General features: G+C 69.8%; 23 protein-coding genes and 1 tRNA gene. 18 read left to right on the forward strand and 6 right to left on the reverse strand.

Annotated elements, in window-relative coordinates:
* Complete coding sequence (rapZ, locus tag H8N03_RS24920) at positions 1-873, forward strand: RNase adapter RapZ (protein WP_187078944.1); 873 nt, start codon at positions 1-3, stop codon at positions 871-873.
* Positions 874-1,043: 170 nt separating this feature from the next.
* On the opposite strand, the gene mutY is transcribed toward rapZ, so the two are convergent.
* From mutY to mutM, 3 genes are all read right to left on the reverse strand, one after another.
* The gene (gene mutY / locus H8N03_RS24925) at positions 1,044-2,069 is read right to left on the reverse strand and encodes an A/G-specific adenine glycosylase (protein ID WP_187078971.1); all 1,026 of its coding nucleotides are present in this window, start codon (positions 2,067-2,069) and stop codon (positions 1,044-1,046) included.
* 70 nt (positions 2,070-2,139) lie between these two features.
* Positions 2,140-4,110, reverse strand: a complete 1,971-nt coding sequence (locus H8N03_RS24930) for a dynamin family protein (RefSeq protein WP_187078945.1) — start codon at positions 4,108-4,110, stop codon at positions 2,140-2,142.
* 52 nt (positions 4,111-4,162) lie between these two features.
* Positions 4,163-4,978, reverse strand: coding sequence for a bifunctional DNA-formamidopyrimidine glycosylase/DNA-(apurinic or apyrimidinic site) lyase (mutM, locus tag H8N03_RS24935; protein WP_187078946.1), 816 nt, complete (start codon positions 4,976-4,978; stop codon positions 4,163-4,165).
* A 49-nt stretch (positions 4,979-5,027) separates the two neighbouring features.
* Here mutM and H8N03_RS24940 point away from each other — a divergent pair, with 49 nt between their 5' ends.
* The 7 genes from H8N03_RS24940 (at position 5,028) to H8N03_RS24970 (ending at position 10,924) form a co-directional block, all read left to right on the forward strand.
* Positions 5,028-6,770, forward strand: coding sequence for a tetratricopeptide repeat protein (locus H8N03_RS24940; protein WP_187078972.1), 1,743 nt, complete (start codon positions 5,028-5,030; stop codon positions 6,768-6,770).
* Positions 6,767-7,261: a lipoprotein insertase outer membrane protein LolB gene (locus H8N03_RS24945; RefSeq protein WP_354005178.1), complete on the forward strand. Its 495-nt coding sequence runs from the start codon at positions 6,767-6,769 to the stop codon at positions 7,259-7,261. The genes H8N03_RS24940 and H8N03_RS24945 overlap by 4 nt, the downstream gene beginning before the upstream one ends.
* A 3-nt stretch (positions 7,262-7,264) precedes the next feature.
* Positions 7,265-8,131, forward strand: coding sequence for a 4-(cytidine 5'-diphospho)-2-C-methyl-D-erythritol kinase (ispE, locus tag H8N03_RS24950; RefSeq protein ID WP_187078947.1), 867 nt, complete (start codon positions 7,265-7,267; stop codon positions 8,129-8,131).
* Between the two features lie 26 nt (positions 8,132-8,157).
* A tRNA-Gln gene (locus tag H8N03_RS24955) sits at positions 8,158-8,234 on the forward strand.
* A 39-nt stretch (positions 8,235-8,273) separates the two neighbouring features.
* The gene (locus H8N03_RS24960; protein WP_187078948.1) at positions 8,274-9,254 is read left to right on the forward strand and encodes a ribose-phosphate pyrophosphokinase; all 981 of its coding nucleotides are present in this window, start codon (positions 8,274-8,276) and stop codon (positions 9,252-9,254) included.
* 78 nt (positions 9,255-9,332) lie between these two features.
* A complete protein-coding gene (locus tag H8N03_RS24965; RefSeq protein ID WP_187078949.1) occupies positions 9,333-10,019 on the forward strand; it encodes a 50S ribosomal protein L25/general stress protein Ctc in 687 nt (228 codons plus the stop codon).
* Positions 10,020-10,162: 143 nt separating this feature from the next.
* Positions 10,163-10,924: a helix-turn-helix transcriptional regulator gene (locus H8N03_RS24970; protein WP_187078950.1), complete on the forward strand. Its 762-nt coding sequence runs from the start codon at positions 10,163-10,165 to the stop codon at positions 10,922-10,924.
* On the opposite strand, the gene H8N03_RS24975 is transcribed toward H8N03_RS24970, so the two are convergent.
* Positions 10,925-11,107: a hypothetical protein gene (locus tag H8N03_RS24975; RefSeq protein WP_187078951.1), complete on the reverse strand. Its 183-nt coding sequence runs from the start codon at positions 11,105-11,107 to the stop codon at positions 10,925-10,927.
* 203 nt (positions 11,108-11,310) lie between these two features.
* Between H8N03_RS24975 and pth the strand changes: the two genes are divergently transcribed.
* Both pth and H8N03_RS24985 read left to right on the forward strand, forming a co-directional pair.
* Positions 11,311-11,925 (forward strand): aminoacyl-tRNA hydrolase, encoded by a 615-nt coding sequence (gene pth, locus H8N03_RS24980; protein ID WP_187078952.1) that lies wholly within the window; start codon positions 11,311-11,313, stop codon positions 11,923-11,925.
* A 19-nt stretch (positions 11,926-11,944) separates the two neighbouring features.
* Complete coding sequence (locus tag H8N03_RS24985; RefSeq protein ID WP_187078953.1) at positions 11,945-12,313, forward strand: hypothetical protein; 369 nt, start codon at positions 11,945-11,947, stop codon at positions 12,311-12,313.
* Here H8N03_RS24985 and H8N03_RS24990 read toward each other — a convergent pair.
* Entirely contained in the window at positions 12,285-12,569 is a 285-nt protein-coding gene (locus H8N03_RS24990) for a YfhL family 4Fe-4S dicluster ferredoxin (RefSeq protein WP_187078954.1), read from the reverse strand. The two genes, H8N03_RS24985 and H8N03_RS24990, sit on opposite strands and share 29 nt — an antisense overlap.
* Before the next feature lie 45 nt (positions 12,570-12,614).
* On the opposite strand from H8N03_RS24990, the gene H8N03_RS24995 reads away from it, so the two are divergent.
* The 7 genes from H8N03_RS24995 to H8N03_RS25025 all read left to right on the forward strand — a co-directional run bounded on the left by H8N03_RS24995 (position 12,615) and on the right by H8N03_RS25025 (position 20,876).
* Entirely contained in the window at positions 12,615-13,565 is a 951-nt protein-coding gene (locus tag H8N03_RS24995) for an ABC transporter permease (protein WP_187078955.1), read from the forward strand.
* Positions 13,566-13,677: 112 nt separating this feature from the next.
* Positions 13,678-14,544, forward strand: coding sequence for an ABC transporter permease (locus H8N03_RS25000; protein ID WP_187078956.1), 867 nt, complete (start codon positions 13,678-13,680; stop codon positions 14,542-14,544).
* Positions 14,545-14,634: 90 nt separating this feature from the next.
* The gene (locus H8N03_RS25005; RefSeq protein WP_187078957.1) at positions 14,635-15,666 is read left to right on the forward strand and encodes an ABC transporter ATP-binding protein; all 1,032 of its coding nucleotides are present in this window, start codon (positions 14,635-14,637) and stop codon (positions 15,664-15,666) included.
* Positions 15,663-16,496 (forward strand): ATP-binding cassette domain-containing protein, encoded by an 834-nt coding sequence (locus tag H8N03_RS25010; protein WP_187078958.1) that lies wholly within the window; start codon positions 15,663-15,665, stop codon positions 16,494-16,496. Before H8N03_RS25005 ends, H8N03_RS25010 begins: the two co-directional genes overlap by 4 nt.
* Positions 16,497-16,536: 40 nt before the next feature.
* On the forward strand, positions 16,537-18,030 hold the full coding sequence (locus H8N03_RS25015; RefSeq protein ID WP_187078959.1) for an ABC transporter substrate-binding protein: 1,494 nt from the start codon (positions 16,537-16,539) through the stop codon (positions 18,028-18,030).
* Positions 18,031-18,118: 88 nt separating this feature from the next.
* Positions 18,119-19,543: an amidase gene (locus tag H8N03_RS25020; RefSeq protein WP_187078960.1), complete on the forward strand. Its 1,425-nt coding sequence runs from the start codon at positions 18,119-18,121 to the stop codon at positions 19,541-19,543.
* Positions 19,533-20,876, forward strand: a complete 1,344-nt coding sequence (locus tag H8N03_RS25025; RefSeq protein WP_187078961.1) for a tetratricopeptide repeat protein — start codon at positions 19,533-19,535, stop codon at positions 20,874-20,876. The genes H8N03_RS25020 and H8N03_RS25025 overlap by 11 nt, the downstream gene beginning before the upstream one ends.
* Here H8N03_RS25025 and H8N03_RS25030 read toward each other — a convergent pair.
* On the reverse strand, positions 20,825-21,499 hold the full coding sequence (locus H8N03_RS25030) for a histidine phosphatase family protein (protein ID WP_187078962.1): 675 nt from the start codon (positions 21,497-21,499) through the stop codon (positions 20,825-20,827). The genes H8N03_RS25025 and H8N03_RS25030 overlap by 52 nt on opposite strands.
* Positions 21,500-21,570: 71 nt before the next feature.
* On the opposite strand from H8N03_RS25030, the gene H8N03_RS25035 reads away from it, so the two are divergent.
* Complete coding sequence (locus tag H8N03_RS25035) at positions 21,571-22,269, forward strand: alpha/beta fold hydrolase (RefSeq protein WP_187078963.1); 699 nt, start codon at positions 21,571-21,573, stop codon at positions 22,267-22,269.
* The last annotated feature ends 118 nt before the right edge of the window (positions 22,270-22,387 follow it).

The following is a 22,387-nucleotide window of genomic DNA, read 5'->3' on the forward strand; positions in this document are numbered from 1 at the left end:
ATGTCGCTGGAACTCGTCCTCATCACCGGGATGTCCGGCTCGGGCAAGTCGGTGGCGCTGCGCGCGCTGGAGGATGCGGGTTACTTCTGCGTCGACAACCTGCCGCCGCAGCTGCTGCTGCAGTTCGTCGACCTGGAACAGCGCAACGCCCGGCGCCGGGTGGCCATCGCGATGGACGTGCGCAGCGCCGACGCGCTGCCGCAGGTGCCGGGGCACCTGGACGAACTGGTGCGCCGCGGCATCGCGGTGCGGCCCTTGTTCCTCGACGCGACCACCGACACGCTGGTGCGCCGCTTCTCCGAGACGCGCCGGCGGCACCCGCTGTCGCGCCCCGGCCAGGACGCCGATCCCGACCAGCAGCGCGCGGTGGTCGAGGCGATCGAGCTCGAGCGCGAGCTGCTCGCCGAGCTGCGCCAACGCGCCCACGTGATCGACACGAGCGTGCTCCGCGCTTCCCAGCTGCAGGACTACGTGAAGTCGCTGCTGTCCGCGCCGCTCACCTCGATGACGCTGGTGTTCCAGTCGTTCTCGTACAAGCGCGGCATCCCGGTCGACGCCGACTTCGTCTTCGACGTGCGCATGCTGCCCAACCCGCACTACGAGCCGGAGCTGCGCGACCTGACCGGCATGGACGAACCCGTGGTCGATTACCTGCGCAAGCACCAGGAAGTCGAGGACATGTACGCGGACATCTGCGCCTTCCTGGACCACTGGCTGGAGCCGCTGGCCCGCAACCACCGCAGCTACGTGACGGTGGCGATCGGCTGCACGGGCGGGCAGCATCGCTCGGTGTACCTGGTGGAACGGCTGGCGGAGGAGTTCGGGAAGGAGTGGACGGCGCTGAAGAGGCATCGGGAGATGGATGCGCGGTAGGCGCTTCGCGCTCGGTGGGGTTCGCTTCGCTCACCGTCTGCCGCTGGCGCGGCACCACCCTACAACCTTCTGCCGCTGTCGCGGCACCATCCGACAAAACGCGTCGCCGTGCCTGTAGGGTGGCGCGGCGAAGCCGCGGACGGTGAGCGAAGCGAACCCCACCGAGCGGCTCAGGATCGCTCGAGGAACTTCCTCACCGGCGACGGCAGCCCGACCTGCGGCCATTCCCCCGCCCCGAACCACTGCCCTTCCCGGCCCCGCCACCCCGCGGCCACCTCCACCTGCACCGGATGCAGATGCAGGTCCTTGTGCGTCAGCACGTGCACGAACGGCTCCACCTCGCGCACGTTCGCGCCACTGGGCAGCGCCGCATCCAGCGCATCGCGGCTCGCGAACACCGGCAGGCAGTAGAGCCCCGCCCACACCCCGGGCGTCGGCCGCTTCTGCAGCCACACCGATCCGTCGTCCGCGCGTGCGTGCAACAGCCACAGCGACTCGGCGCTGCGCTTCAGCTTCTTCGTCTTGACGGGGAAGCCTTCCGGCCGCCCCTGCTTCGTCGCGGCGCAATCCTCCTGCACGGGGCACAGCAGGCAGCTCGGGTTGCGCGGCAGGCAGATGGTGGCGCCCAGGTCCATGATGCCTTGTGTGTAGCGCGGCATGTTCTCCTGCAGCTCGCGCCTGGGCAGCAGCTCGCGCGCATGGTCCCACAGGCGGCGTTCGTTCGCGCCGAGCGCCAGGTCGTCGCCGTACGCGAGCACGCGCGTGAGCACGCGCTTGACGTTGCCGTCCAGGATGGCCGCGCGCTCGCCGAAGCAGAAGGACGAGATCGCCGCCGCGGTCGAAGGCCCGATGCCCGGCAAGGTGGCCAGCACTTCCGCCGTCCGCGGGAACGCGCCGCCGTGCTTCTCCACCACGTCCTGCGCGCAGCGGTGCAGGTTGCGCGCGCGGCTGTAGTAACCCAGCCCGCTCCAGAGCGCCAGCACGTCGTCGAGCGGCGCGGCGGCGAGCGCCTGCACGTCGGGGAAGCGCGCGAGGAAGCGTTCGTAGTAGCCGAGCACCGCAGCCACCTGCGTCTGCTGCAGCATGATCTCGGAGAGCCACACGCGGTAGGGATCGCGCGTGTTCTGCCAGGGAAGGGTGTTGCGGCCGTGGGTGCGCTGCCAGCGCACCACGCGGCCGGCGAAGCCGGCCGGCAGTGTCACGGGAGTAGCCTCCAGGCTGCGCCTTCCGGCCCGCGGCCTGGGGCGGCCCGGCGCCGCTCCATCGTCAAGCCGTCTTGAGCGCAGCCTGCTGCGCGGCGGGCCTTGCGGACCCCACCACCGGCGGGCTGGTGAGATGGCCCGTGAGCTCGGCGAGCTTCACGTCCAGCGTGTCCAGCGCCTTTTCCTGCGAGTCGATCTCGGCGATGCGATCGTCGAGGCCGCTGGCGGCCTGCTGGATGCGCTCGATCGCCTCGAGGCGGCGGCCGAAATTGCGGCGGCGCTCGCGCAGCTGCGCATCGAGCTGCGCGGCCGCGGACTTGTTCCACAGCTCCACTTCGCCCAGCGCCGATTCGTAGATCACGCGCAGGCGCGTCGCCAGCGCCCGCACCAGGCGGTCGGCGAACTCGGGCTGCGCCAGCTTGAGCGCGTTGCTCACGCCCAGGTACTGGTTGTGGCTGCGTTCGACGAGGTCCAGGTCGCGTTCGTAGCGGGCGAGGTCCGGCTCGCGCGGCGCCTGCAGCGAGAAGCCGTATTCAGCATTGAGCTGCCGGAAGGTGCCGGTCAGCATCGTCTGGATCTCGCCGCTGATCTTCTCGGCCTGGCGCAGGCCCTCGCGCAGGCGGTCGAAGGTCTGCGAGTAAGCCTTGCGCACGCCCAGCTTCAGGCCCGGGGTGCGCAGCGCCTTCGTCAGTTCCGACATCTCCTGCTTCAGCGTGGAGGTGCCGAGCAGGTTGAACACGTCGCGCAGCAGCTTGAGGTGCACCGAGCGCACGGCGTGGATCTTCGCGCCGCTCGCGTCGAAGTCCGCCTGCTCCTGCTCGATGCGGGCGCGCATGTGCTTGATCACCGAGGTGTTCTTGCCGCGCAGGCCCTTGAGTTCCACCATCTGCTCGGCGAGGTCGCGCCGGCGCACGGACAGCACCCGGTTCACCTCGGTGCGCAGTTCGCTGATGTTGGTGCTGACGGAGGCGCGCAGGATGGTCTGGCGCTGGTCGAGGACGCCGTGGGCCAGCGCCTGCTCCAGCGCGGGCAGGTTCGAGGCCTTGAGCAGGTCGACGTTGCTGTTGACCTTGGCGACCAGGCCCTTCTGGCCGGAGACCGGGATCACCTGCTGCTCCTGCAGCCCGAGGATCTCCGCGGTGGTCTTGCGCTGGCGGTCGATCTGCGCCTGCACCTGCGACGCGGTGGACAGCGCGTCCCACATCGTGTCGATCTTGTTCAGGACCACGAGGCGGGAGTCGGCATCCTGGTCTTCGGCGATCAGGTGCTCGCGCCAGATCGCGAGATCCGACTTGGTGACGCCCGTGTCGGCGGCCAGGATGAACACCACGGCATGCGCCTGCGGGATCAGGTTGACCGTCAGTTCGGGCTCGGCGCCGATGGCGTTGAGGCCCGGGGTGTCCAGGATCACGAGGCCCTGCTTCAGCAGCGGGTGCGCGATGTTGATCAGGGCGTGGCGCCACTTCGGCACCTCGACGAGGCCGTCGGCACCCGTCATCGGGTTGTCCTCGGGCGAATCCTCGTGCCAGAAGCCGAGCGCCTTCGCCTGGTCCACCGTCACGCGGCGGACCTCGGAGACTTTCTCGAAGGCCTGCGCGAGCTGCGCGGGGTCGTTGACGTCCAGGTCCACGCGGTGCCACTTCTCGGGCACCATGCGCCATTCCATCAGCGGCTGCGTCTGCAGGCGCGTCTCGATCGGCAGCAGCCGCAGGCAGGGCGGCACCTCCGCGTCGTACCCGAGCTCGGTGGGGCACATCGTGGTGCGCCCGGCGCTCGCCGGCATGATGCGGCGCTTGTAGCCGGCGAAGAAGATCGCGTTGATCAGTTCCGACTTGCCGCGCGAGAACTCGGCGACGAAGGCGACCATCACCTTGTCGGAGCGCATCTGGCTTTCGAGGCGGCGCACCCGCTCTTCGACCGCGGAGTCGATGAGGTCGTGGTCCTTCAGCCATTCGGCCAGAAGCTTCAGGCGCAGTGCGAACTCACGCCGCCATGCGCCATGCTGGTCGAACTGCTCGTTGAAGGAAGTAACCACTCAGTCCCCGGAACTCTCTCCGTTTGACTATAGCAGCGAACCCTTTTTGTCCTCAGGACTTCTGGCACGCCGGGCAGAAGTATGTTGCGCGCGCGCCCTGCCGGATCATCCGGATGGGGGTGCCGCACACGCGGCAAGGCTGTCCTTCCCGGTCGTACACCATCGCTTCCAGCTGGAAGTAGCCCGACTCGCCCCAGGCGTTCGAAAAATCCCGCAGCGTGCTGCCGCCTTTGGCAACAGCCCTGGCAAGTACTTCACGGATCGCGGCCTGCAGGCGCGCCGCGCGCGGCTTGCTGACGCGCCGTGCCGCCAGCGTCGGACGGATGCCGGCGAGGAACAGGGCCTCGGACGCATAGATGTTGCCGACGCCCACCACGAGATCACCCGAAAGCAGTACCTGCTTGATCGGCGCGCTGCGCTTCTTCAGCCCCGCGTGGAAGGCATCGAGGTCGAAGTGCTCGGTGAGCGGCTCCACGCCCAGGCCTCCGAGCAGCTTCACGGCTTCCGGCGCGTCCTCGCCCTCGGCGTACACCACCGCACCGAAGCGGCGCGGGTCGTTCAGGCGCAGCACGCCCCGGTCGGTGGCGAGGTCGAAGTGGTCGTGCAGTTCCGCGGCCGGCATCGCGCGGTCGAAGCGCAGGCTGCCGGACATGCCCAGGTGGAGTAGCAGGAGCCCGCGATCGAGGTCCACGAGCAGGTACTTGCCGCGGCGCCGCACCGAGCGCACTGTCCGCCCGACGAGCGTGGCGGGATCGACGCCGAGCGGCCACCGCAAGGGCTTGCCCAGGCGCACGGCCTCGATGCGCGCGCCCGCGATGCGCTCGGCGAAACTGAGGCGGGTGACCTCGACTTCCGGAAGTTCAGGCATGCGTGAAGAAACCCGGTCTCCGGGCAGCAGGGATTATCATCATTCGATGATGCGTTTCCGCCTGGCGGCACTCGCCGCCGCCCTCGCCGCGGTGTTCGCGGCCGCGCCGCCTGCCCTGGCGCAGTCGCCTTCGTCCACCACGGTCGCTGCCGCCCCCGACAACAGCGGCCTCGACGCCGAACTCTTCTACCAGCTGCTGCTCGGCGAACTCAACGTCCGCGGCAACGAGCCCACCGCCGGTTTCGCGCTCATCCTCGACGCGGCGCGCAAGACCAACGACGCGTCGCTGTACCAGCGCGCGGTCGAACTCGCCTTCGAGGCCCGCAGCGGCGATGCCGCCCTGCAGGCCGCCCGCGCGTGGAAGCAGGCCTTCCCGCAATCGCGCGAAGCGAACCGCTACGTGCTGCAGATCCTGGTGGCGCTGAATCGCCTGCCGGAAAGCCTCGAGCCGCTGAAGACCGAGATCGCGCTGTCCGACGCCAAGGACCGCCCCGCGGTGATCGCCGCGGTGGCGCGGGCGTATTCCCGCGCCACGGACAAGAAGCAGGCGGCCGCCATCCTGGAACAAGGCCTGGCCGATTACCTGAACAAGCCGGACACGGGCGCGTCCGCGTGGAGCGCCGTGGGGCGGCTGCGGCTCGCCGCCGGCGACACCAACGGCGCGCTCGATGCCGCCAGGCGTGGACAGGCCGCCGGCCCCAATGCCGAAGGCCCCGTGCTGCTGGCGCTCGAACTGATGGACCCGAAGCTGCCGCAGGCCGAGGCCATCGTGCGCACCTACATGCAGGGGCAGCCGCTGCCGGAGCTGCGCCTGTCGTACGCGCGCGCCCTGCTGGACGCGCAGCGCCAGCGCGAAGCCTTGCAGCAGCTGCAACAGGTGACGCGCGAGCGCCCCGACTTCCCCGAAGCGTGGCTGGCGCAAGGCACGCTGCTCGCGCAGGACAACCAGCTGCCCGAGGCGGAGGCCGCCCTGAAGCGCTACCTGGAACTCGCGCAGGCGCAGCCTCCGTCCGAGGACCGCGGCCGCGGCACCGCGCAGGCTTACCTGTCGCTCGCGCAGATCGCCGAGAAGCGCAAGGACTTCGCGCAGGCCAACGCCTGGCTCGACCGCATCGAGAACTCGCAGGACCTGATCCAGGCGCAGAACCGCCGCGCGTCCATCCTCGCGCGCCAGGGCAAGATGGCCGAGGCGCGCAAGCTGATCCAGGCGCTGCCGGAGCGCAACCCCGCCGACGCGCGCATGAAGGCCATGGCCGAAGTGCAGCTGCTGCGGGACAACAAGGACTACAAGGGCGCCTACGACCTGCTGGCGCAGACCATCGCCAAGGACCCGGGCGATCCCGACCTGCTCTACGACCAGGCCATGGTCGCCGAGAAGATGGGCCGCTTCGACGACATGGAGCGGCTGCTGCGCCAGCTGATGGAGAAGAAGCCGGACTACCACCACGCGTACAACGCGCTGGGCTACTCGCTCGCCGAGCGTGGCGTGCGCCTGCCCGAGGCGAAGCAGCTGGTGCAGAAGGCGCTGGAGTTCGCGCCGGGCGATCCCTTCATCAGCGACAGCCTGGCCTGGGTGGAGTTCCGCATGGGCAACAAGGCCGAAGCCCTGCGCATCCTGCAGGACGCCTACAAGGAGCGGCCGGATCCCGAGATCGCCGCGCACCTCGGCGAGGTGCTGTGGAGCCTCGGCCAGCGCGACCAGGCCCAGAGCATCTGGCGCGAAGGCCTGCTGCTCAATGCCGAGAACGAGACGCTGCAGGAGACGCTCAAGCGCCTGAAGGTGAAGCCGTGATCCGCCGCAGCGCGGTGCGCTGGGCCACGGCGGCGATGGCCGCCGCGCTGCTGTCCGCCTGCGCGGTTCCGCCGCGCGCGCCCGCGGCGCCGGGCGTTCAGGCCTGGAGCGGGCGCATGGCGCTCACGGTGGAAGGGCAGGCGAGCCAGTCCTTCTCCGCCGGTTTCGAGCTCAAGGGCGCGCCGGAGCAAGGCGAACTGAGCCTCTTCAACCCGCTGGGGGGCATCGTGGCCGTGCTGGCGTGGGCGCCCGGCTCCGCCACCCTGCGTTCCAACGGCAACACGCGCCAGTTCCCCTCGCTGGAAGCCCTGGCCCAGGAAGCCACGGGCGCGCCGTTGCCGGTCGCTTCCCTGTTCGACTGGCTGGGCGGCAAGCCGACGCCGGTGCCCGGCTGGGAGCCGGACGTGAGCCAGGTCGCCGAAGGCCGGCTGCGCGCCCGCCGCACCGACCCGCCGCCGCCCGCCGACCTGCGGCTCGTCTTCGAACGCTGAGGCATGCGCGCCCTGCACGACGTCGCCGCGCCGGCGAAGCTCAACCTGTTCCTGCACGTCACGGGGCGGCGGGCCGACGGCTATCACCTGTTGCAGTCCGCCTTCGTCCTGCTGGACTGGCACGACACGCTGCACTTCGAGCGCAGGGCCGGCGGGAAGCTGTCGCGCGAGGACCTCGGCGCCCCGCTTCCTGAAGAAGACCTGACGCTGCGAGCGGCCCGCGCGCTGCAGCAAGCCACCGGAAGTCCCGAAGGCGCGCACATCCGCATCGCAAAACGCCTGCCCGCCGAAGCCGGCCTGGGCGGCGGCTCCTCGGACGCGGCGAGCTGCCTGCTGGCGCTCAACCGCCTCTGGAAGCTGCGCCTTCCGCTGCCCTCCCTCGAGAAGATCGGCCTCTCCCTGGGCGCGGACGTGCCTTTCTTCCTGCGCGGCCGCAGTGCCTGGGTGGAAGGCGTGGGCGAGCGGATCACGCCCGTGGACCTGCCGCCGGCGCGTTTCGCGGTGGTGAAACCGCCCCGCGGACTGGCCACGAAAGACATCTTCGTGCACCCGGCGCTGAAGCGCGACTCGGATGCTGCTACAATCGCAGGCTTTGCTGCAGATCCCTGGGGTTTTGGTCACAACGACCTGGAACCCGTGGCCCGGCAGCTTTGCCCCGAAGTGGGCGAGGCGTGTCGATGGCTGGGTTCGCAGGGCTTGCAGGCCCGGATGACGGGCTCGGGCAGCGCGGTTTTCGCGCTGCTGCCGCCGGGGAAGGCCCTCGGGCAGGCCCCGGCGCACTGGCCCCGGGCGGGCTGGTTGGTCCGGGAATGCGGCAAGATGGAGGTCCATCCCCTGGTGGGTTGGGCATCCAGCGACGATTCGGTTTGAGGCTGGTAGCAGCGTCAGACCTGTGTAGGGGAGTCGCCAAGTTGGTTAAGGCACCGGATTTTGATTCCGGCATGCGAGGGTTCGAGTCCTTCCTCCCCTGCCAAACCGTTTAACTGGGTCTGAACAGGCCAGGTCCTTTCTCATGCAGCAAGCTGCCCCCGCCCCCGATTTCATGGTGTTCACCGGCAATGCCAATCCGGCATTGGCCGAGGAGATCGCCGGCCACCTGGGCATCACGCTGGGCGCCGCTTCCGTCAGCCGCTTCTCCGACGGTGAAGTCACCGTGGAGATCAACACGAACGTGCGCGCGCGCGACGTGTTCGTGGTGCAGTCCACCTGCGCCCCGACCAACGAGAACCTGATGGAACTGCTGATCATGGTCGACGCGCTCAAGCGCGCCTCGGCCGAGCGGATCAGCGCCGTCATCCCCTACTTCGGCTACGCCCGCCAGGACCGCCGCCCGCGCTCCACGCGCGTGCCGATCTCGGCCAAGGTGGTGGCCAACCTGCTGGAGACGGTGGGCGTGTCGCGCGTGCTGACCATGGACCTGCACGCGGACCAGATCCAGGGCTTCTTCGACATCCCGGTGGACAACATCTACGCGTCCCCCGTGCTGCTCGGCGACCTGCGCCAGAAGAACTACGAGGACCTGATCGTGGTGTCGCCGGACGTCGGCGGCGTGGTCCGCGCCCGCGCGCTGGCCAAGCAGCTGGGCACCGACCTGGCCATCATCGACAAGCGCCGCCCGAAGGCGAACGTGTCCGAGGTGATGCACGTCATCGGCGAGATCGAAGGCCGCAACTGCGTGATCATGGACGACATGATCGACACGGCCGGCACGCTGGTGAAGGCCGCCGAGGTGCTGAAGGAGCGCGGCGCCAAGCACGTGTACGCGTACTGCACGCACCCGATCTTCTCCGGCCCCGCCATCGAGCGCATCTCCAAGGGCACGGCCCTGGACGAAGTGGTCGTGACCAACACCATCCCGCTGTCCGACACGGCGCGCACGTGCACCAAGATCCGCCAGCTGTCCGTCGGGCCGCTGATCGGTGACACGATCCAGCGCATCGCCAAGGGCGAGTCGGTGACCCAGCTCTTCTCGGACCAGGTCAACCTGTTCTGAGCTGTCGCGCCCCGTTGACGCGGGGCATTTTGAAACGCGGAACACACTGGTCGCGGTGGTTCCGAATCGGAGATTGCAATGAAATTCGTCGCTTTCGAGCGCCAGAAGCAGGGTACGGGTGCGAGCCGCCGTCTGCGCAACGTGGGCAAGACGCCCGGTATCGTCTACGGTGGCGAAGGCCAGCCGCAGCTGATCGAACTCGATCACAACGCGCTGTGGCACGCCCTGAAGAAGGAAGCCTTCCACTCCTCCATCCTGGACATGGAACTGGCCGGCAAGACCGCCAAGGTGCTGCTGCGTGACGTGCAGTACCACCCGTTCCGCCAGCAGGTGCAGCACATCGACTTCCAGCGCGTGGACGCCAACACCCGCCTGCACATGAAGGTGCCGGTGCACTACAAGGGCGCGGAAGAGTCCGAAGCCGTCAAGCTGGAGCACTGCCTGGTGAACCCGGTCGTGAACGAGCTGGACATCTCCTGCCTGCCCGCCGACCTGCCCGAGTTCATCGAGGTGGACCTGTCCGGCCTGAAGAAGGGCATGTCCCTGCACCTGGCCGACGTCAAGCTGCCGAAGGGCGTGAAGGCCGTGACGCACGGCAAGCCGAACCCGGTGCTGGTCTCCGTGGTGGTGCCGGCGGCCGAAGAGTCCGCCGCTGACGCCGCCGGTGCCGAAGGCGCCGCCGCTCCCGCCGCCGACGCCAAGGCCGCTCCGGCCAAGGGTGGCAAGGACGCCAAGCCGGCTGCCAAGGCCCCCGCGAAGAAGTGACATGGCGCGCGGCTGCGCCGCGCCCGCCATGTCATCCTGACGAAAGTCAGGATCCACCAGGCCTCCACCTTGGCCGCCAAAGCCCGCGCAAGCGGGCTTTCTTCTTTCTTGCCCGCTCGCACCTCGCGACCTAGCATCCCACCATGAACGAAGCCCGCGGCATCTGGACCTGGCCGGGCGGCAGCGTGTGGCTGGGCCGCGTGCGCTCGCTCACCACGGCCGAACACCGCCACTACGCGCTCCAGCTCACGATCCTGCCCGAGCGCCCTGCAGGATTCCGCCTGGGCAAGGGCGAATGGCAGGACTGCGATGCCGCCATCGTGGCCTCCGGCGTCGAACATGCCTTCGATCCGCGCGACGGCTACGTCGTGCACCTCATGGTGGAGCCGACGACGCCGCACGGACGCGCGCTCGCGACGCTGCTGGACGGGCGCGGGCTGGCGGCGCTGCCCGAGCCCCTGTCCGGCCAGGTGCTGGAGGATGCAAGGCAGATGCGCGCAGCCGCCCCGGACGCATCGCGATCCGTCGCCCTCGCGCGCGGCCTGCTGGACCGCCTCGCCGGGTGGTCCGCGCCGGACGCCACCGTCGACCGCCGCGTCGCCGCCATGTGCGACTACATCCGCCTGCACGTGCGCGACGCACGCATCGAGCTCGCGCAGGTGGCCGAAGCCGCCCACCTGTCGCCGGAGCGCGCGCGCCACCTGTTCCGGGAGCAGACCGGCCTGGGGGTGCGCCCGTACGTGCTGTGGACGCGGCTCAACACCGCCCTGCACGCGCTGCCCGAAGCCGCGCAGCTCACGGCCGTCGCGCACGAATGCGGCTTCGCCGACGCGGCGCACTTCACGCGCACCTTTCGCAGCATGTACGGCATCGCGCCTTCGACGCTGCTGCGGGCGAGCGCCTGATCAGGCGTTGCAGACGCAGCCGGCTTCCGCGGCATCGCACTGGCAGCCGGGGCCGCACTGGCACGCGGGACCGCAGGCGCAGGCCTGGCGGGGCGCGGCGGCCGGCGTGGGGTCCTGGCAGCCGCACTGGCAGGCGGCACCGGGGCAGTTCGCGCATTGGCAGCGCTGGGCTTGCTGGTTCATGGGAGGGCTCCTTGGGGGTTGGGATGCGCCGGGATCGGCGTGCAGGAAGTGTCGATCGCGAGGGGGGGTGCGGGCTTGAACGCACCGGCTGAACTCGGGGCCGCCGCCGGACCGGCTACGATCGGTGCACCTTGCCGCCTTCGCGGGGGCAATAGTTCCATCGCCGCACCGGCGCGCGCGGCCTAACCTGCAATGCGTGAACCATGATCAAGCTGTTCGTCGGCCTGGGCAACCCGGGTCCCGAGTACGAAGCCACCCGCCACAACGCCGGTTTCTGGTGGGTGGACGAACTCGCGCGCGAGCTCAAGGTGCACCTGGCGCACGACCGCGGCTACCACGGCCTGGTGGCGCGGGCCAACGTGCACGGGCAGACGGTGTGGCTGCTGGAGCCCCAGACCTTCATGAACGTGTCGGGCAAGTCGGTCGCGGCGCTTGCGCGCTTCTACAAGATCGCCCCGCAGGAGATCCTGGTGGTGCACGACGAACTCGATGTCGTGCCCGGCCAGGCCAAGCTGAAGCTCGGGGGCAGCCACGCGGGCCACAACGGGCTGCGCGACATCCATGCGCAGCTGGGCACGGGCGACTACTGGCGCCTGCGCCTCGGCATCGGCCACCCCGGCGTGAAGTCCGAGGTGGTGAACTGGGTGCTCAAGAAGCCTGCGCCCGACCAGCGCACGGCCATCGAGGAATGCATCGCCCGCACGCTGAAGGCGGTGCCCGCCCTGCTGGCCGGCGAGATGGACAAGGCCACCCTCATCGTGCACACGCACAAGGCGCCCCGGCCCAAGCCGCCGCGGCCGGAGCCGGACCAACCCTGACCGTCCGAAGGAGGACGCGATGCTCCTGAAAACCGTCCTCCTGCTCTCCCTGGCCGCCGCGCCCGTCGCGGCATCGGCCCAGACCGTCTACCGCTGCGGCAACAGCTACGGCAGCCAGCCCTGCGCCGGTGCCACGGCCATCGACGTCACCGACCGCAGCACGCCCGAAGCCGCCGCCCGTGCCACCCGGGCCGCGGCGGAGGACATGCGGCGGGCCGAAGCCATGGAGAAGGCGCGGCTGCAGGCGGAGAAAGATGCCCCGAAGGCGGTGGTGATCGGGCCGAAGGAGGCAGCGTCCGCCGCGGCGGAGCCGGCCGGCAAGGAAAGGAAGAAGGACGCGAAGAAGGGCCCGGAGGTGTTTACGGCTTCGGGGCCGAAGAAGAAGTAAGCGCTTTCGCCGCGGCCGTCAACCGCTCGTACTTCTGCATCAGCGACTCCCGGCTCTCCACCCGTTGCGGGTTGAGCGGGATGCACGCCACCGGGCACACCTGCACGCACTGCGGCTCGGGGAAGTGGCCCACGCACTCGGTGCACTTGTCCGGATCGATCTCGTAGATCTCCGGCCCCAGGAAGATCGCCTGGTTCGGGCACTCGGGCTCGCACACATCGCAGTTGATGCACTCGTCGGTAATCATCAATGCCATGGCTGCCGGGACTCCTGGTACGGTTCTGGCATTATCCCGCGCGGCATGTCCCTGTTCCTCTTCAAGCGCCTGATCACCCTGATTGCGACGCTGGTAGGCACGTCGCTCGTCGTCTTCGCGGTGCTGGAGATCCTGCCCGGGAACGCGGCGCAGATCATCATGGGGCCCGACGCGTCCCCGGAGGCGGTCACCGCGCTCGCGCACAAGCTGGGCCTGGACCGGCCGGCGGGCGTCCGCTACTGGGAATGGATCACGGGCCTGTTGCGGGGCGACCTGGGGCTCAGCTATGCCTACAGCACCCCGGTCGGCGAGCTGGTGCTGGAACGCCTGGCGCTCACCGTGCCCCTGGCCCTGATGGCCATGTTCTTCACGACCGTGTTCGCGCTCGTGGCCGGCATCTACGCGGCCGCGCGGCACAACAAGCTGGGCGACGTGGGCGTGATGGGCCTGACCCAGGTCGGCATCGCGATCCCCAACTTCTGGTTCGCCATCCTGCTGATCCTGCTGTTCTCGGTGAAGCTGGGATGGTTCTCCGCCGGCGGCTTCCCGGGCTGGAGCGAAGGCGTGCTCGAAGGGCTGCGCGCCCTGCTGCTGCCGGCGCTGTCGCTCGCCGTCGTGCAGTCCGCAATCCTCGCGCGCATCACCCGGTCGTCGGTGCTGGAAGTCCTGCGCGAGGACTTTGTGCGCACGGCGCGGGCCAAGGGCGTGTCGCGCCGCGGCACGCTGTGGGGCCACGTGCTGCGCAACGCGCTGATCCCGGTGGTCACCATCATGGGCCTGCAGTTCTCGGAACTGCTGGCCGGCACCATCGTGGTGGAAAGCGTGTTCTACCTGCCGGGGCTCGGGCGCCTCATCTTCCAGTCGATCGCCAACCGCGACCTGATCGTGGTGCGCAACTGCGTGATGCTGCTCGCGGCGATGGTCGTGATCGTGAACTTCGTCGTCGACGTGCTCTACGCGGTGATCGACCCGCGCGTGAAGGCGAGCGACATATGACCCACCCCCGAAGCGGCCTGCGGCCGCCTCCCCCTCGAGGGGGCGCCCCCAGCGGCCCGGCAAAGCCGGTTCCGCGGCGGCACTGGAGGGAGAGCCGCCCTTGAGCGCCGTGATGGATTCAACGCCCTTGGCGCCGCTGCAGGGTCCCGGCTTCTGGCAGCGGGCGCGGCGCAACCCGAGCTTCATGATCGGGCTGGCGCTGAGCGTGCTGCTCGCGCTGGCGGCGGCCCTGTCGCTCGTGTGGACGCCGTGGAACCCGTACGAAGTGGACATGGCGCTCAAGCTGCGCGCCCCGGACGCGCGCCACTGGCTCGGCACCGACCCGTACGGCCGCGACGTCGCGTCGCTGCTGCTGGTGGGCGCCCGCGCGTCCATCGCCGTCGGCGTGATCGCGGTGGGCATCGGCCTCGTCATCGGCACGGCGCTGGGCCTGCTCGCTTCCGCCAGGCGCGGGTGGGTCGAGGAAGGCATCATGCGCCTGTCCGACTTCGCGTTCGCCTTTCCCGCGATCCTGTCGGCGATCATGATGACCGCGGTGTTCGGCCCGGGCATGGTCAACGCCATCATCGCGATCGGCATCTACAACATCCCCACCTTCGCGCGCATCACGCGCGCCTCGGCCAACGCCATATGGGGTCGCGAGTACGTGCTGGCCGCGCGCGCCTGCGGCAAGGGCAGCTTCGCGATCACGTTGGAGCACGTGCTCCCCAACATCCTCTCGGTGCTGATCGTGCAGGCGACCATCCGCTTCGCCATCGCGATCCTCGCGGAGGCCGCGCTGTCCTACCTGGGGCTGGGCACGCAGCCGCCGCAGCCTTCGTGGGGGCGCATGCTGAGCGAGGCGCAGACGCTGATGTTCCAGGCGCCGCTGCTCGCGGTGTTTCCGGGCGTGGCCATTGCGCTCGCGGTGCTCGGCCTCAACCTGCTGGGAGATGGCTTGCGCGACCTCTTCGACCCGCGGCTCGCACGCAAACGCTAAGAACATGAGCCCCCACGCTCCGCACTACGTGTCGTCGCTGCCCCCCGAGGGGGCGCAGGCCTCCCTTGGGGCGGCCCGGCGGGAGGCCTGATGCCCCTGCTCGAAGTCCGCAACCTCTCCGTCGAACTGCAGACCCACCGCGGTCCGGCGCTGGCGGTGCGCGACGTGAGCTTCACGCTGGAACGCGGCGAGACGCTGGGACTCGTGGGCGAGTCGGGCTGCGGCAAGTCGATCACCGTCATGGCCCTCATGGGCCTGCTGCCGGAGAACGCGAAGGTGACCGGCAGCATCCTCTTCGAAGGGCGGGAGCTGGTGGGGCTGCCCGAGCGCGCGATGTGCGCGCTGCGCGGCGACCGCATCGGGATGATCTTCCAGGAGCCGATGACGGCGCTCAATCCCGTCCACACGGTGGGCCACCAGGTCGCCGAGCCGCTGCGCCTGCACCGCGGCCTGTCCGCGGCCGATGCGCGCAAGGAGGCGCTCGCGCTGCTGGAACGCGTCGGCATCCCCGATGCGGCGCGACGCCTCGACGCCTATCCGCACCAGTTCTCCGGCGGCCAGCGCCAGCGCATCACCATCGCGATGGCACTCGCCTGCGGGCCCGACCTGCTGGTGGCGGACGAGCCGACCACGGCGCTGGACGTGACCATCCAGCGCCAGATCCTCGACCTGATCCGCGATCTGGTCGCCGAGCGCGGCATGGCGCTGATCCTCATCTCGCACGACCTCGGCGTGATCGCGCAGAACGTGCAGCGCATGCTGGTGATGTATGGCGGCAGCGTGGTGGAGAGCGGGCCGACGGCCTCGGTGTTCGCGAACCGGATGCATCCGTACACGCTGGGGCTGTTCGCGGCGCGTCCGGGGCTGCGGGCCGCGAAGGGGCAGAGGCTGGTGACGATTCCGGGGACGGTGCCGGAGCTGGTGGACCTGCCGGCGGGGTGTCCCTTCGCGGGGAGGTGCGGGTTCACGATTCCTGAATGTCATGGGACCGTGCCGCCGGCGTACGAGGTGGAGAGCGGGCACCGGGCGAGGTGCATCCGGTTGGAGGCGGTGGCGGAAACGAAGGCTGCGGGTGCCCTCACCCCAGCCCTCTCCCAAAGGGAGAGGGAGGAACAGCCATGAGCGAGCCGCTGCTCGAAGTGCGCGACCTGGTCAAGAACTACACCTTGCCGCGCGAGAAGCTGTTCGAGGCGCCTGGCCAGGTGCATGCGTTGCAGGGCGTGAGCTTCACGATCGAGGCGGGGCGCAGCCTGGGGATCGTCGGCGAGTCCGGATCGGGGAAGTCCACGCTCGCGCGGCTCGTCATGGCGCTGGACAAGCCGACCTCCGGCACCGTGCGCCTGCTCGGGCAGGACCTGCATGCGCTCGGCCACGAGGAACTGCGGAGGGCTCGCCGCGACTTCCAGATGGTGTTCCAGGACCCTTACGGCTCGCTCGACCCGCGCCAGACCGTGGAGCGCATCGTGTGCGAGCCGCTCAGCGCGCAAGGCACGCCGCGCGACGAGCAGCGTCAGCGCGCGCACGAGGCGCTGCAGGCGGTGGGCCTGCGCTCCAACGACCTGGGCAAGTACCCGCACGAATTCTCCGGCGGCCAGCGGCAGCGCATCGCGATCGCGCGCGCCCTCATCACCCGCCCGCGCCTGATCGTGGCCGACGAACCGGTGAGTGCCCTGGACGTCTCCGTGCAGGCGCAGGTGCTCAACCTGATGCAGGACCTGCAGGCGGAGTTCGGCATCACGTACATGCTGATCAGCCACGACCTCGCCGTGGTGCACCACCTGTGCGACGACGTCGCCGTGCTCTGGCAGGGACGCATCGTCGAACAAGGTCCGCCGGAGCGTCTTTTCGCGGCGCCGGAGCATCCTTACACCCGCACGCTGCTGGCCGCCGTGCCGGAAGCGGAACCACCCGTGTCATCCCCTCTTGCCTCCGCCGCGGCAGGTCGGGGATGATGGCCGCACAAGTCCAACACACTCCCTGGAGCTTCGCACCATGATGAAACGCCGCAGCGTCCTCACCCATTCGGCCTCGCTGGCCGCCCTGGCCACCCTGCCCGCGGGCGCGCTCGCCCAGGGACGCAAGGATTCGATCGTGTACGCCATGGCGCTGGAGCCCAGCCCCGGCCTCGATCCGACGGGGGGCGCGGCGTCCTCCATCGCGGAAGTGACGCTCTACAACATCTACGAGACGCTCACCAAGATCAACCCCGACGGTTCCGTCACGCCGCTGCTCGCCGAGAGCTGGGAGGTGAGCCCCGACCTCACCACCTACACCTTCAAGCTGCGCAGGAACGTGAAGTTCCAGAACGGCGAACCCTTCAATGCACAGGCCGTCAAGTTCTCCTTCGACCGGGCCGGCGCCGAGAAGAGCACCAACAAGGACAAGCGCACCTTCGCCGCCCTCACCACGCGCGCCGTCGACGAGCACACGGTGGTCGTGCTGACCAAGGAGATCGACCCCGACTTCCCCTTCCTCATGGGGCAGGCCACGGCGGTGATCGTCGAGCCGAAGAGCGCCGACACCAACATGACGAAGCCCGTGGGTACCGGGCCGTACGTGCTGGAGAACTGGGTCAAGGGCTCGTCCATCACCCTGAAGAAGTGGGACGGCTACCGCAACGCCGGCGCCATCAAGCTCAATCGCGCCACCTTCCGCTTCATCGCCGATCCCGCCGCCCAGGTTGCGGCCATGCTGGCCGGTGACGTCGACGCCTTCCCGCGCATCACGCCGCGCAGCGTGGAGCAGTTCAAGGGCAACAACCGCTTCCAGGTCGTGGTGTCGGGTTCGCGCGCCAAGACCATCCTCGCGCTCAACGACAAGAAGAAGCCTTTCGACGACGTGCGCGTGCGGCGCGCGCTGAACATGGCGATCGACCGCAAGGCCGTGATCCAGGGCGCCGGCGACGGCTACGGCGTGCCGATCGGCAGCTACTACCCGCCCAGCGCGCCGGGCTACGTCGACCTGACCTCCGCGAACGCCTACAACCCGGACCGCGCGCGCGCCCTGCTGAAGGAAGCCGGCGTCACCGGGCCCGTTGACGTCACCATCACGCTGCCGCCGCCCCCGTACGCGCGCCAGGGCGGCGAGGTGATCGCGTCGCAGCTCGCGAAGGTGGGCTTCAATGCCAAGCTGCAGAACGTCGAATGGGCCCAGTGGCTCTCCAACGTCTACGGCGCGAAGAACTACGACATGACGATCATCTCCCACGTCGAGCCCTTCGACCTGGGCAACTTCGCCAAGCCGGACTACTACTGGAACTACCAGTCGCAGAAGTTCAACGACCTCTACGCGCAGTACAAGAACACCGGCAACGCGCAGGCGCGCACGAAGCTGCTGGCCGACATCCAGCGCATGCTCGCGGACGATGCGCCCATGGTGTTCCTGTACCAGCCGCAATGGGTCACGGTCGCGAACCGGAACGTGCGCGGCCTCTGGCGCGACATGCCGATCTTCGTGAACGACCTGTCTTCGATTTCGTGGGCCTGACCGTGCACCGCCGGGCCGCCCCAAGGTGCACGAGCCCCCTCGGGGGGCAGCGCAGAAGACGAAGCCGGCAAGCGTGGGGGGCATTCTGATGGCGGAGGCACTTCACGAACTCTCCGCCCCAGCGCTGATCGAGCTGTACCGCCGGCGGGAAGTCTCGCCGGTCGAAGTCGCCCGCAGCGTCCTGGGCCACGTGGAACGCTGGGAGCAGCACCTGCAGGCGCTGTACCTGCTGCGTCCCGACGCGGTGATGGAACAGGCGCGCGCCAGCGAGGCGCGGTGGCGCCAGGGCCAGCCGCTCGGCCTCGTCGACGGCGTGCCGGTCACGATCAAGGACAACATCGCGACGCGCGGCGACCCGACGCCCCTGGGCACGGCCGCGACCGAGCTGGTGGCGTCCACGGTCGACGCGCCGCCCGCCGCGCGCGTGCGGGAGCAAGGCGGCGTGATCCTCGCCAAGACGACCATGCCGGACTACGGCATGCTGTCCTCGGGGCTCTCCAGCTTCCACAAGCTCGCGCGCAATCCCTGGGATCGGACGAAGACGCCCGGTGGGTCGAGCTCCGGCGCCGGCGCCGCGGCCGCGGCGGGCTACGGGCCGCTGCACCTGGGCACGGACATCGGCGGTTCGCTGCGCCTGCCGGCCAGCTGGTGCGGCATCTTCACGCTCAAGCCGAGCCTGGGCCGCATTCCCATCGACCCCCCGTACATGGGTCGCGCCGCCGGACCGATGACGCGCACCGTGGCCGACGCCGCGCTGCTGATGGACGTGCTCTCGCGTCCCGACGATCGCGACAGCATGAGCCTGCCCGCGCAGGACATTCCCTGGTCGACTTTCGACGCCGGCGTGGAGCGCCTGCGGGGCCTGCGCATCGGCCTGCTGCTGGAGGCGGGCTGCGGCCTCGGCGTGGAGCCGGAAGTGCGCGCGGCCGTCGAACGCGCCGCCCTCCTCTTCGAGCGTGCAGGCGCGGTGGTCGCGCCGATGAAGCCCTTCATGACGCAAGGCATGCTGGACGGCATGGACCACTTCTGGCGCATGCGCTCGCACGTGGACATGCGCGCGCTGCCGCCCGACGTGAAGGCCCGCGTGCTGCCCTACATCCAGCAGTGGGCCGACAGCGCGGCCGGCATGACGGGCGAGGCGGTGTTCCGCGCCGTCCACCAATTCCACCTGACGCGCGTGGCGACGGTCAACGCGTGCCGGCCCTTCGACTACGTGATCTCGCCGGTGTCGCCGGTGCCCGCCTTCGCGGCCGAACTGCCGTCGCCCACGAACGATCCGATGCGGCCGCTCGAACACATCGGCTTCACGGTGCCGTTCAACATGTCGGAGCAGCCGGCGGCGTCGATCAACTGCGGCTACACGGCGTCCGGCCTGCCCATCGGCCTGCAGATCGCGGGCAAGCGCTTCGACGACCTCGGCGTGTTGCAGGTCGCGCGCGCGTTCGAGCAGGTGCGCGAGGCGCAGCGGCCCTGGCCGCAGCCACCGTCCGAAGCCATCTTCCATGTCGACTGACGTCCTCGGCAACCGGGTCACGCTGCGCGAAGCGGCGAGCCTGGCTGCGGTGGACGACTTCGTGGAAGGATTCATCGCGAGCGAGGCGCGCGCGGTGAACATCCTGCAGGCGCAGGAAGACGGCAGCGCCATCGTGCAGGCGTATTGCGCGGCGCTGCACATGTTCGCGGAGACGGCGGACGCGCCCGCCAACGCGCGGCCTTTCCTCGCGCGGGCGCAGGCGGCTGCGCGTGAGGCGAGCGAGCGCGAGCAGCGCTTCGTCGCCGCCGTGGCTGCATGGGTCGACGGGGACGTGCCGCGCGCCATCGCCTTGCACGAGGAGCAGGCGCGCGCCTTTCCGCGCGACCTCGCGTCGCTGAAGCTCGGGCAGTACCACCTGTTCAACCGCGGCGACTCGCCCGGCATGCTGCGCGTCGCGCTGCACGCGGTGCCCGCGGCGTCCGACGTGCCTTTCCTGCACGGCATGCTGGCCTTCGCCTGGGAGCAGTGCCACTTCCTGGAGCAGGCGGAGGCGAGCGCGCGCGAGGCGATCGCGATGCGCCGCAAGGAACCGTGGGCGCACCATGCGCTCGCGCACGTGATGCTCACGCAAGGGCGCCTCTCGGAAGGGCACGCCTTCCTCGCGGAGATGAGCCCCACCTGGACGGGCCTCAACTCCTTCATGGTCACGCACAACTGGTGGCACCAGGCGCTCTTCGCGCTGGACCTCGACCGCCACGACGAAGTGCTGGCCATCTACGACGCTCACGTCTGGGCTGAAGTCAAGGAGTACAGCCAGGACCAGGTGAACGCGGTGTCGCTGCTCGCGCGCATCGAGCTTGCCGGCGGGGACGTCGGCGATCGCTGGCAGGACCTGGGTACCTGGCTCGCGCGGCGCGCGCACGACCACGTGCTGCCCTTCCTCGACCTGCAGTACCTGTACGGCCTCGCGCGTGCCGGCCGCATCGAAGCGGCGCGCGAGTGGCTGGCGAGCATCGAGGCCCACGCGCTCACGCGGGAAGGACAGGAAGCCGCGGTGTGGCAGCGCGTCTGCGTCCCCGCCGCGCGTGGCCTGCTCGCGCACGCGACCGGCGACTGGAAAACGGCCGTCGAAGCCCTGGGGCATGCCCTGCCCCGGCTGGTGGAGATCGGGGGCAGCCATGCGCAGCGCGACCTGTTCGCGCAGTTGCACCTGGATGCGATGGTGAGAAGCGGGCACCTCTCCGGCGCGCAGAACCTGCTGCAGCCGCAACTGCGCGCGCAGCCCGAATCCAAGCGCCTGCAGCGGCAGGCGAAGAAGCTCTACGCCTCGCTCGGCTTGCCGGACTTGCCCGCGTACTTGCGCTGGTCGTAGACCGGCTGCGGCGGCAGGTCGTCCAGGTGCCGCGTGTCGGCCCAGGCGACGATCTCGAAGTTGCCTTCGCGCACGCGGATGCGGTTGAGCCCCGCGTTGGGGATCTCGCTTTGCCGCGGCCCGTTGAGGCCCAGCGAGCGCGCCGTGCGGTAGATCATGTCCAGCACGCCGCCGTGCGTGACCACCACGACCGTCTGCCCCGCATGCGCGGCGACCAGGCGCTGCACCGCGCCGATCACGCGCGCGTGGAATTCGCGCGTGGACTCGCCGTCCGGCATGGCGAAGTCTTCCTCGAACCGCAGCCAGCCGGCCCAGGCCTCCGGGTGGTCGCGCTGGATGTCCTCCACGCGCATGCCGTCGACCTTGCCGAAATGCTGCTCGCGCAGGCCGGCTTCGGTGACGTAGGGGATGGCGAGGCCGCCGGCGACCGGGTCCGCCGTCTGGCAGGCGCGCAGCAGGTCGCTGACGTAGACCGCGTCGGCCTTCTCCGCCGCCATGCGCGCACCGAGGCGCCGGGCCTGTTCATGGCCCGTCGCGTTCAGCCCCACGTTGACCTGCCCCTGGAAGCGCAGCTCCCGGTTCATGTCGGTCTCGCCGTGGCGGATCAGCACCAGCTCGGTCATGCGGCAAATTATCCGGAGAGTCGCGCGATGCAGAATGGGCGCGAACCCGCGAACGCGCACTATTTCTCGCCATGACCACCTTGATCCTGATTCCGGGGCTTGCCGGCAACGAAACCATGTGGCGCGCGCAGGTCGAGGCGCTCGCGCCGTGGCGGCCGCGGATCACGGACGTCCACACGCGCGCCGACACGATCCCCGCGATGGCGGAACTCCTGCTGCACGAGACCGAGGGGCCGCTGGTCCTGTGCGGCGCCTCCATGGGCGGCATGGTCGCCATGGAAGCCGCGCGGCAGGCGCCGCAGCGCGTGGAAGGCCTCGCGCTGCTGGGGACCGACGCGCGCCCGGACTCGCCGCAGATGACGGCACTGCGCGAAGCGGCAATCGTGCTCTTCGCCCAGGGCCGCGTGCGGGAGGTGATCGAGCCGAACGTGGCGATGGCCTTCCATCCGGACCACGCCCCGGCGCTGGCGCAGGACTATCTCGACTTCGTCCTCGCCGCGGGCGGCGAACAGCTGGTGCGCCAGAACCGCGCGGTGATCGCGCGCCCCGACGCGCGGGCGCACCTGCCGCAGGTACGTTGCCCCGTGCTGGTGATGTGCGGCGAAGCGGACCTGCTCACGCCGCCGGAGTGCTCGCGCGAGATCGCGTCGCTGCTGCCGCAGGCAAGGCTGGTGATGGTGCCCCGATGCGGGCACATGCTGACGATGGAGAAGCCGGACATCGTCAATGAGACCCTCTCCCATTGGCTGGGGCACCTCCCAGGCGCGTAGATACTGTTATCCAGGTCAAGCGGCGTGAAGCGCCGGGTTGAAGGGTTGGCCCGACTTCAGGACGCCGTATGCGATGGCGACGAGCTTGCGCATCACGGCGCCGATCACAAGCATCGGC

This window comes from Ramlibacter cellulosilyticus, from assembly GCF_014297465.1.
Taxonomy (GTDB): Bacteria; Pseudomonadota; Gammaproteobacteria; order Burkholderiales; family Burkholderiaceae_C; genus Ramlibacter; species Ramlibacter cellulosilyticus.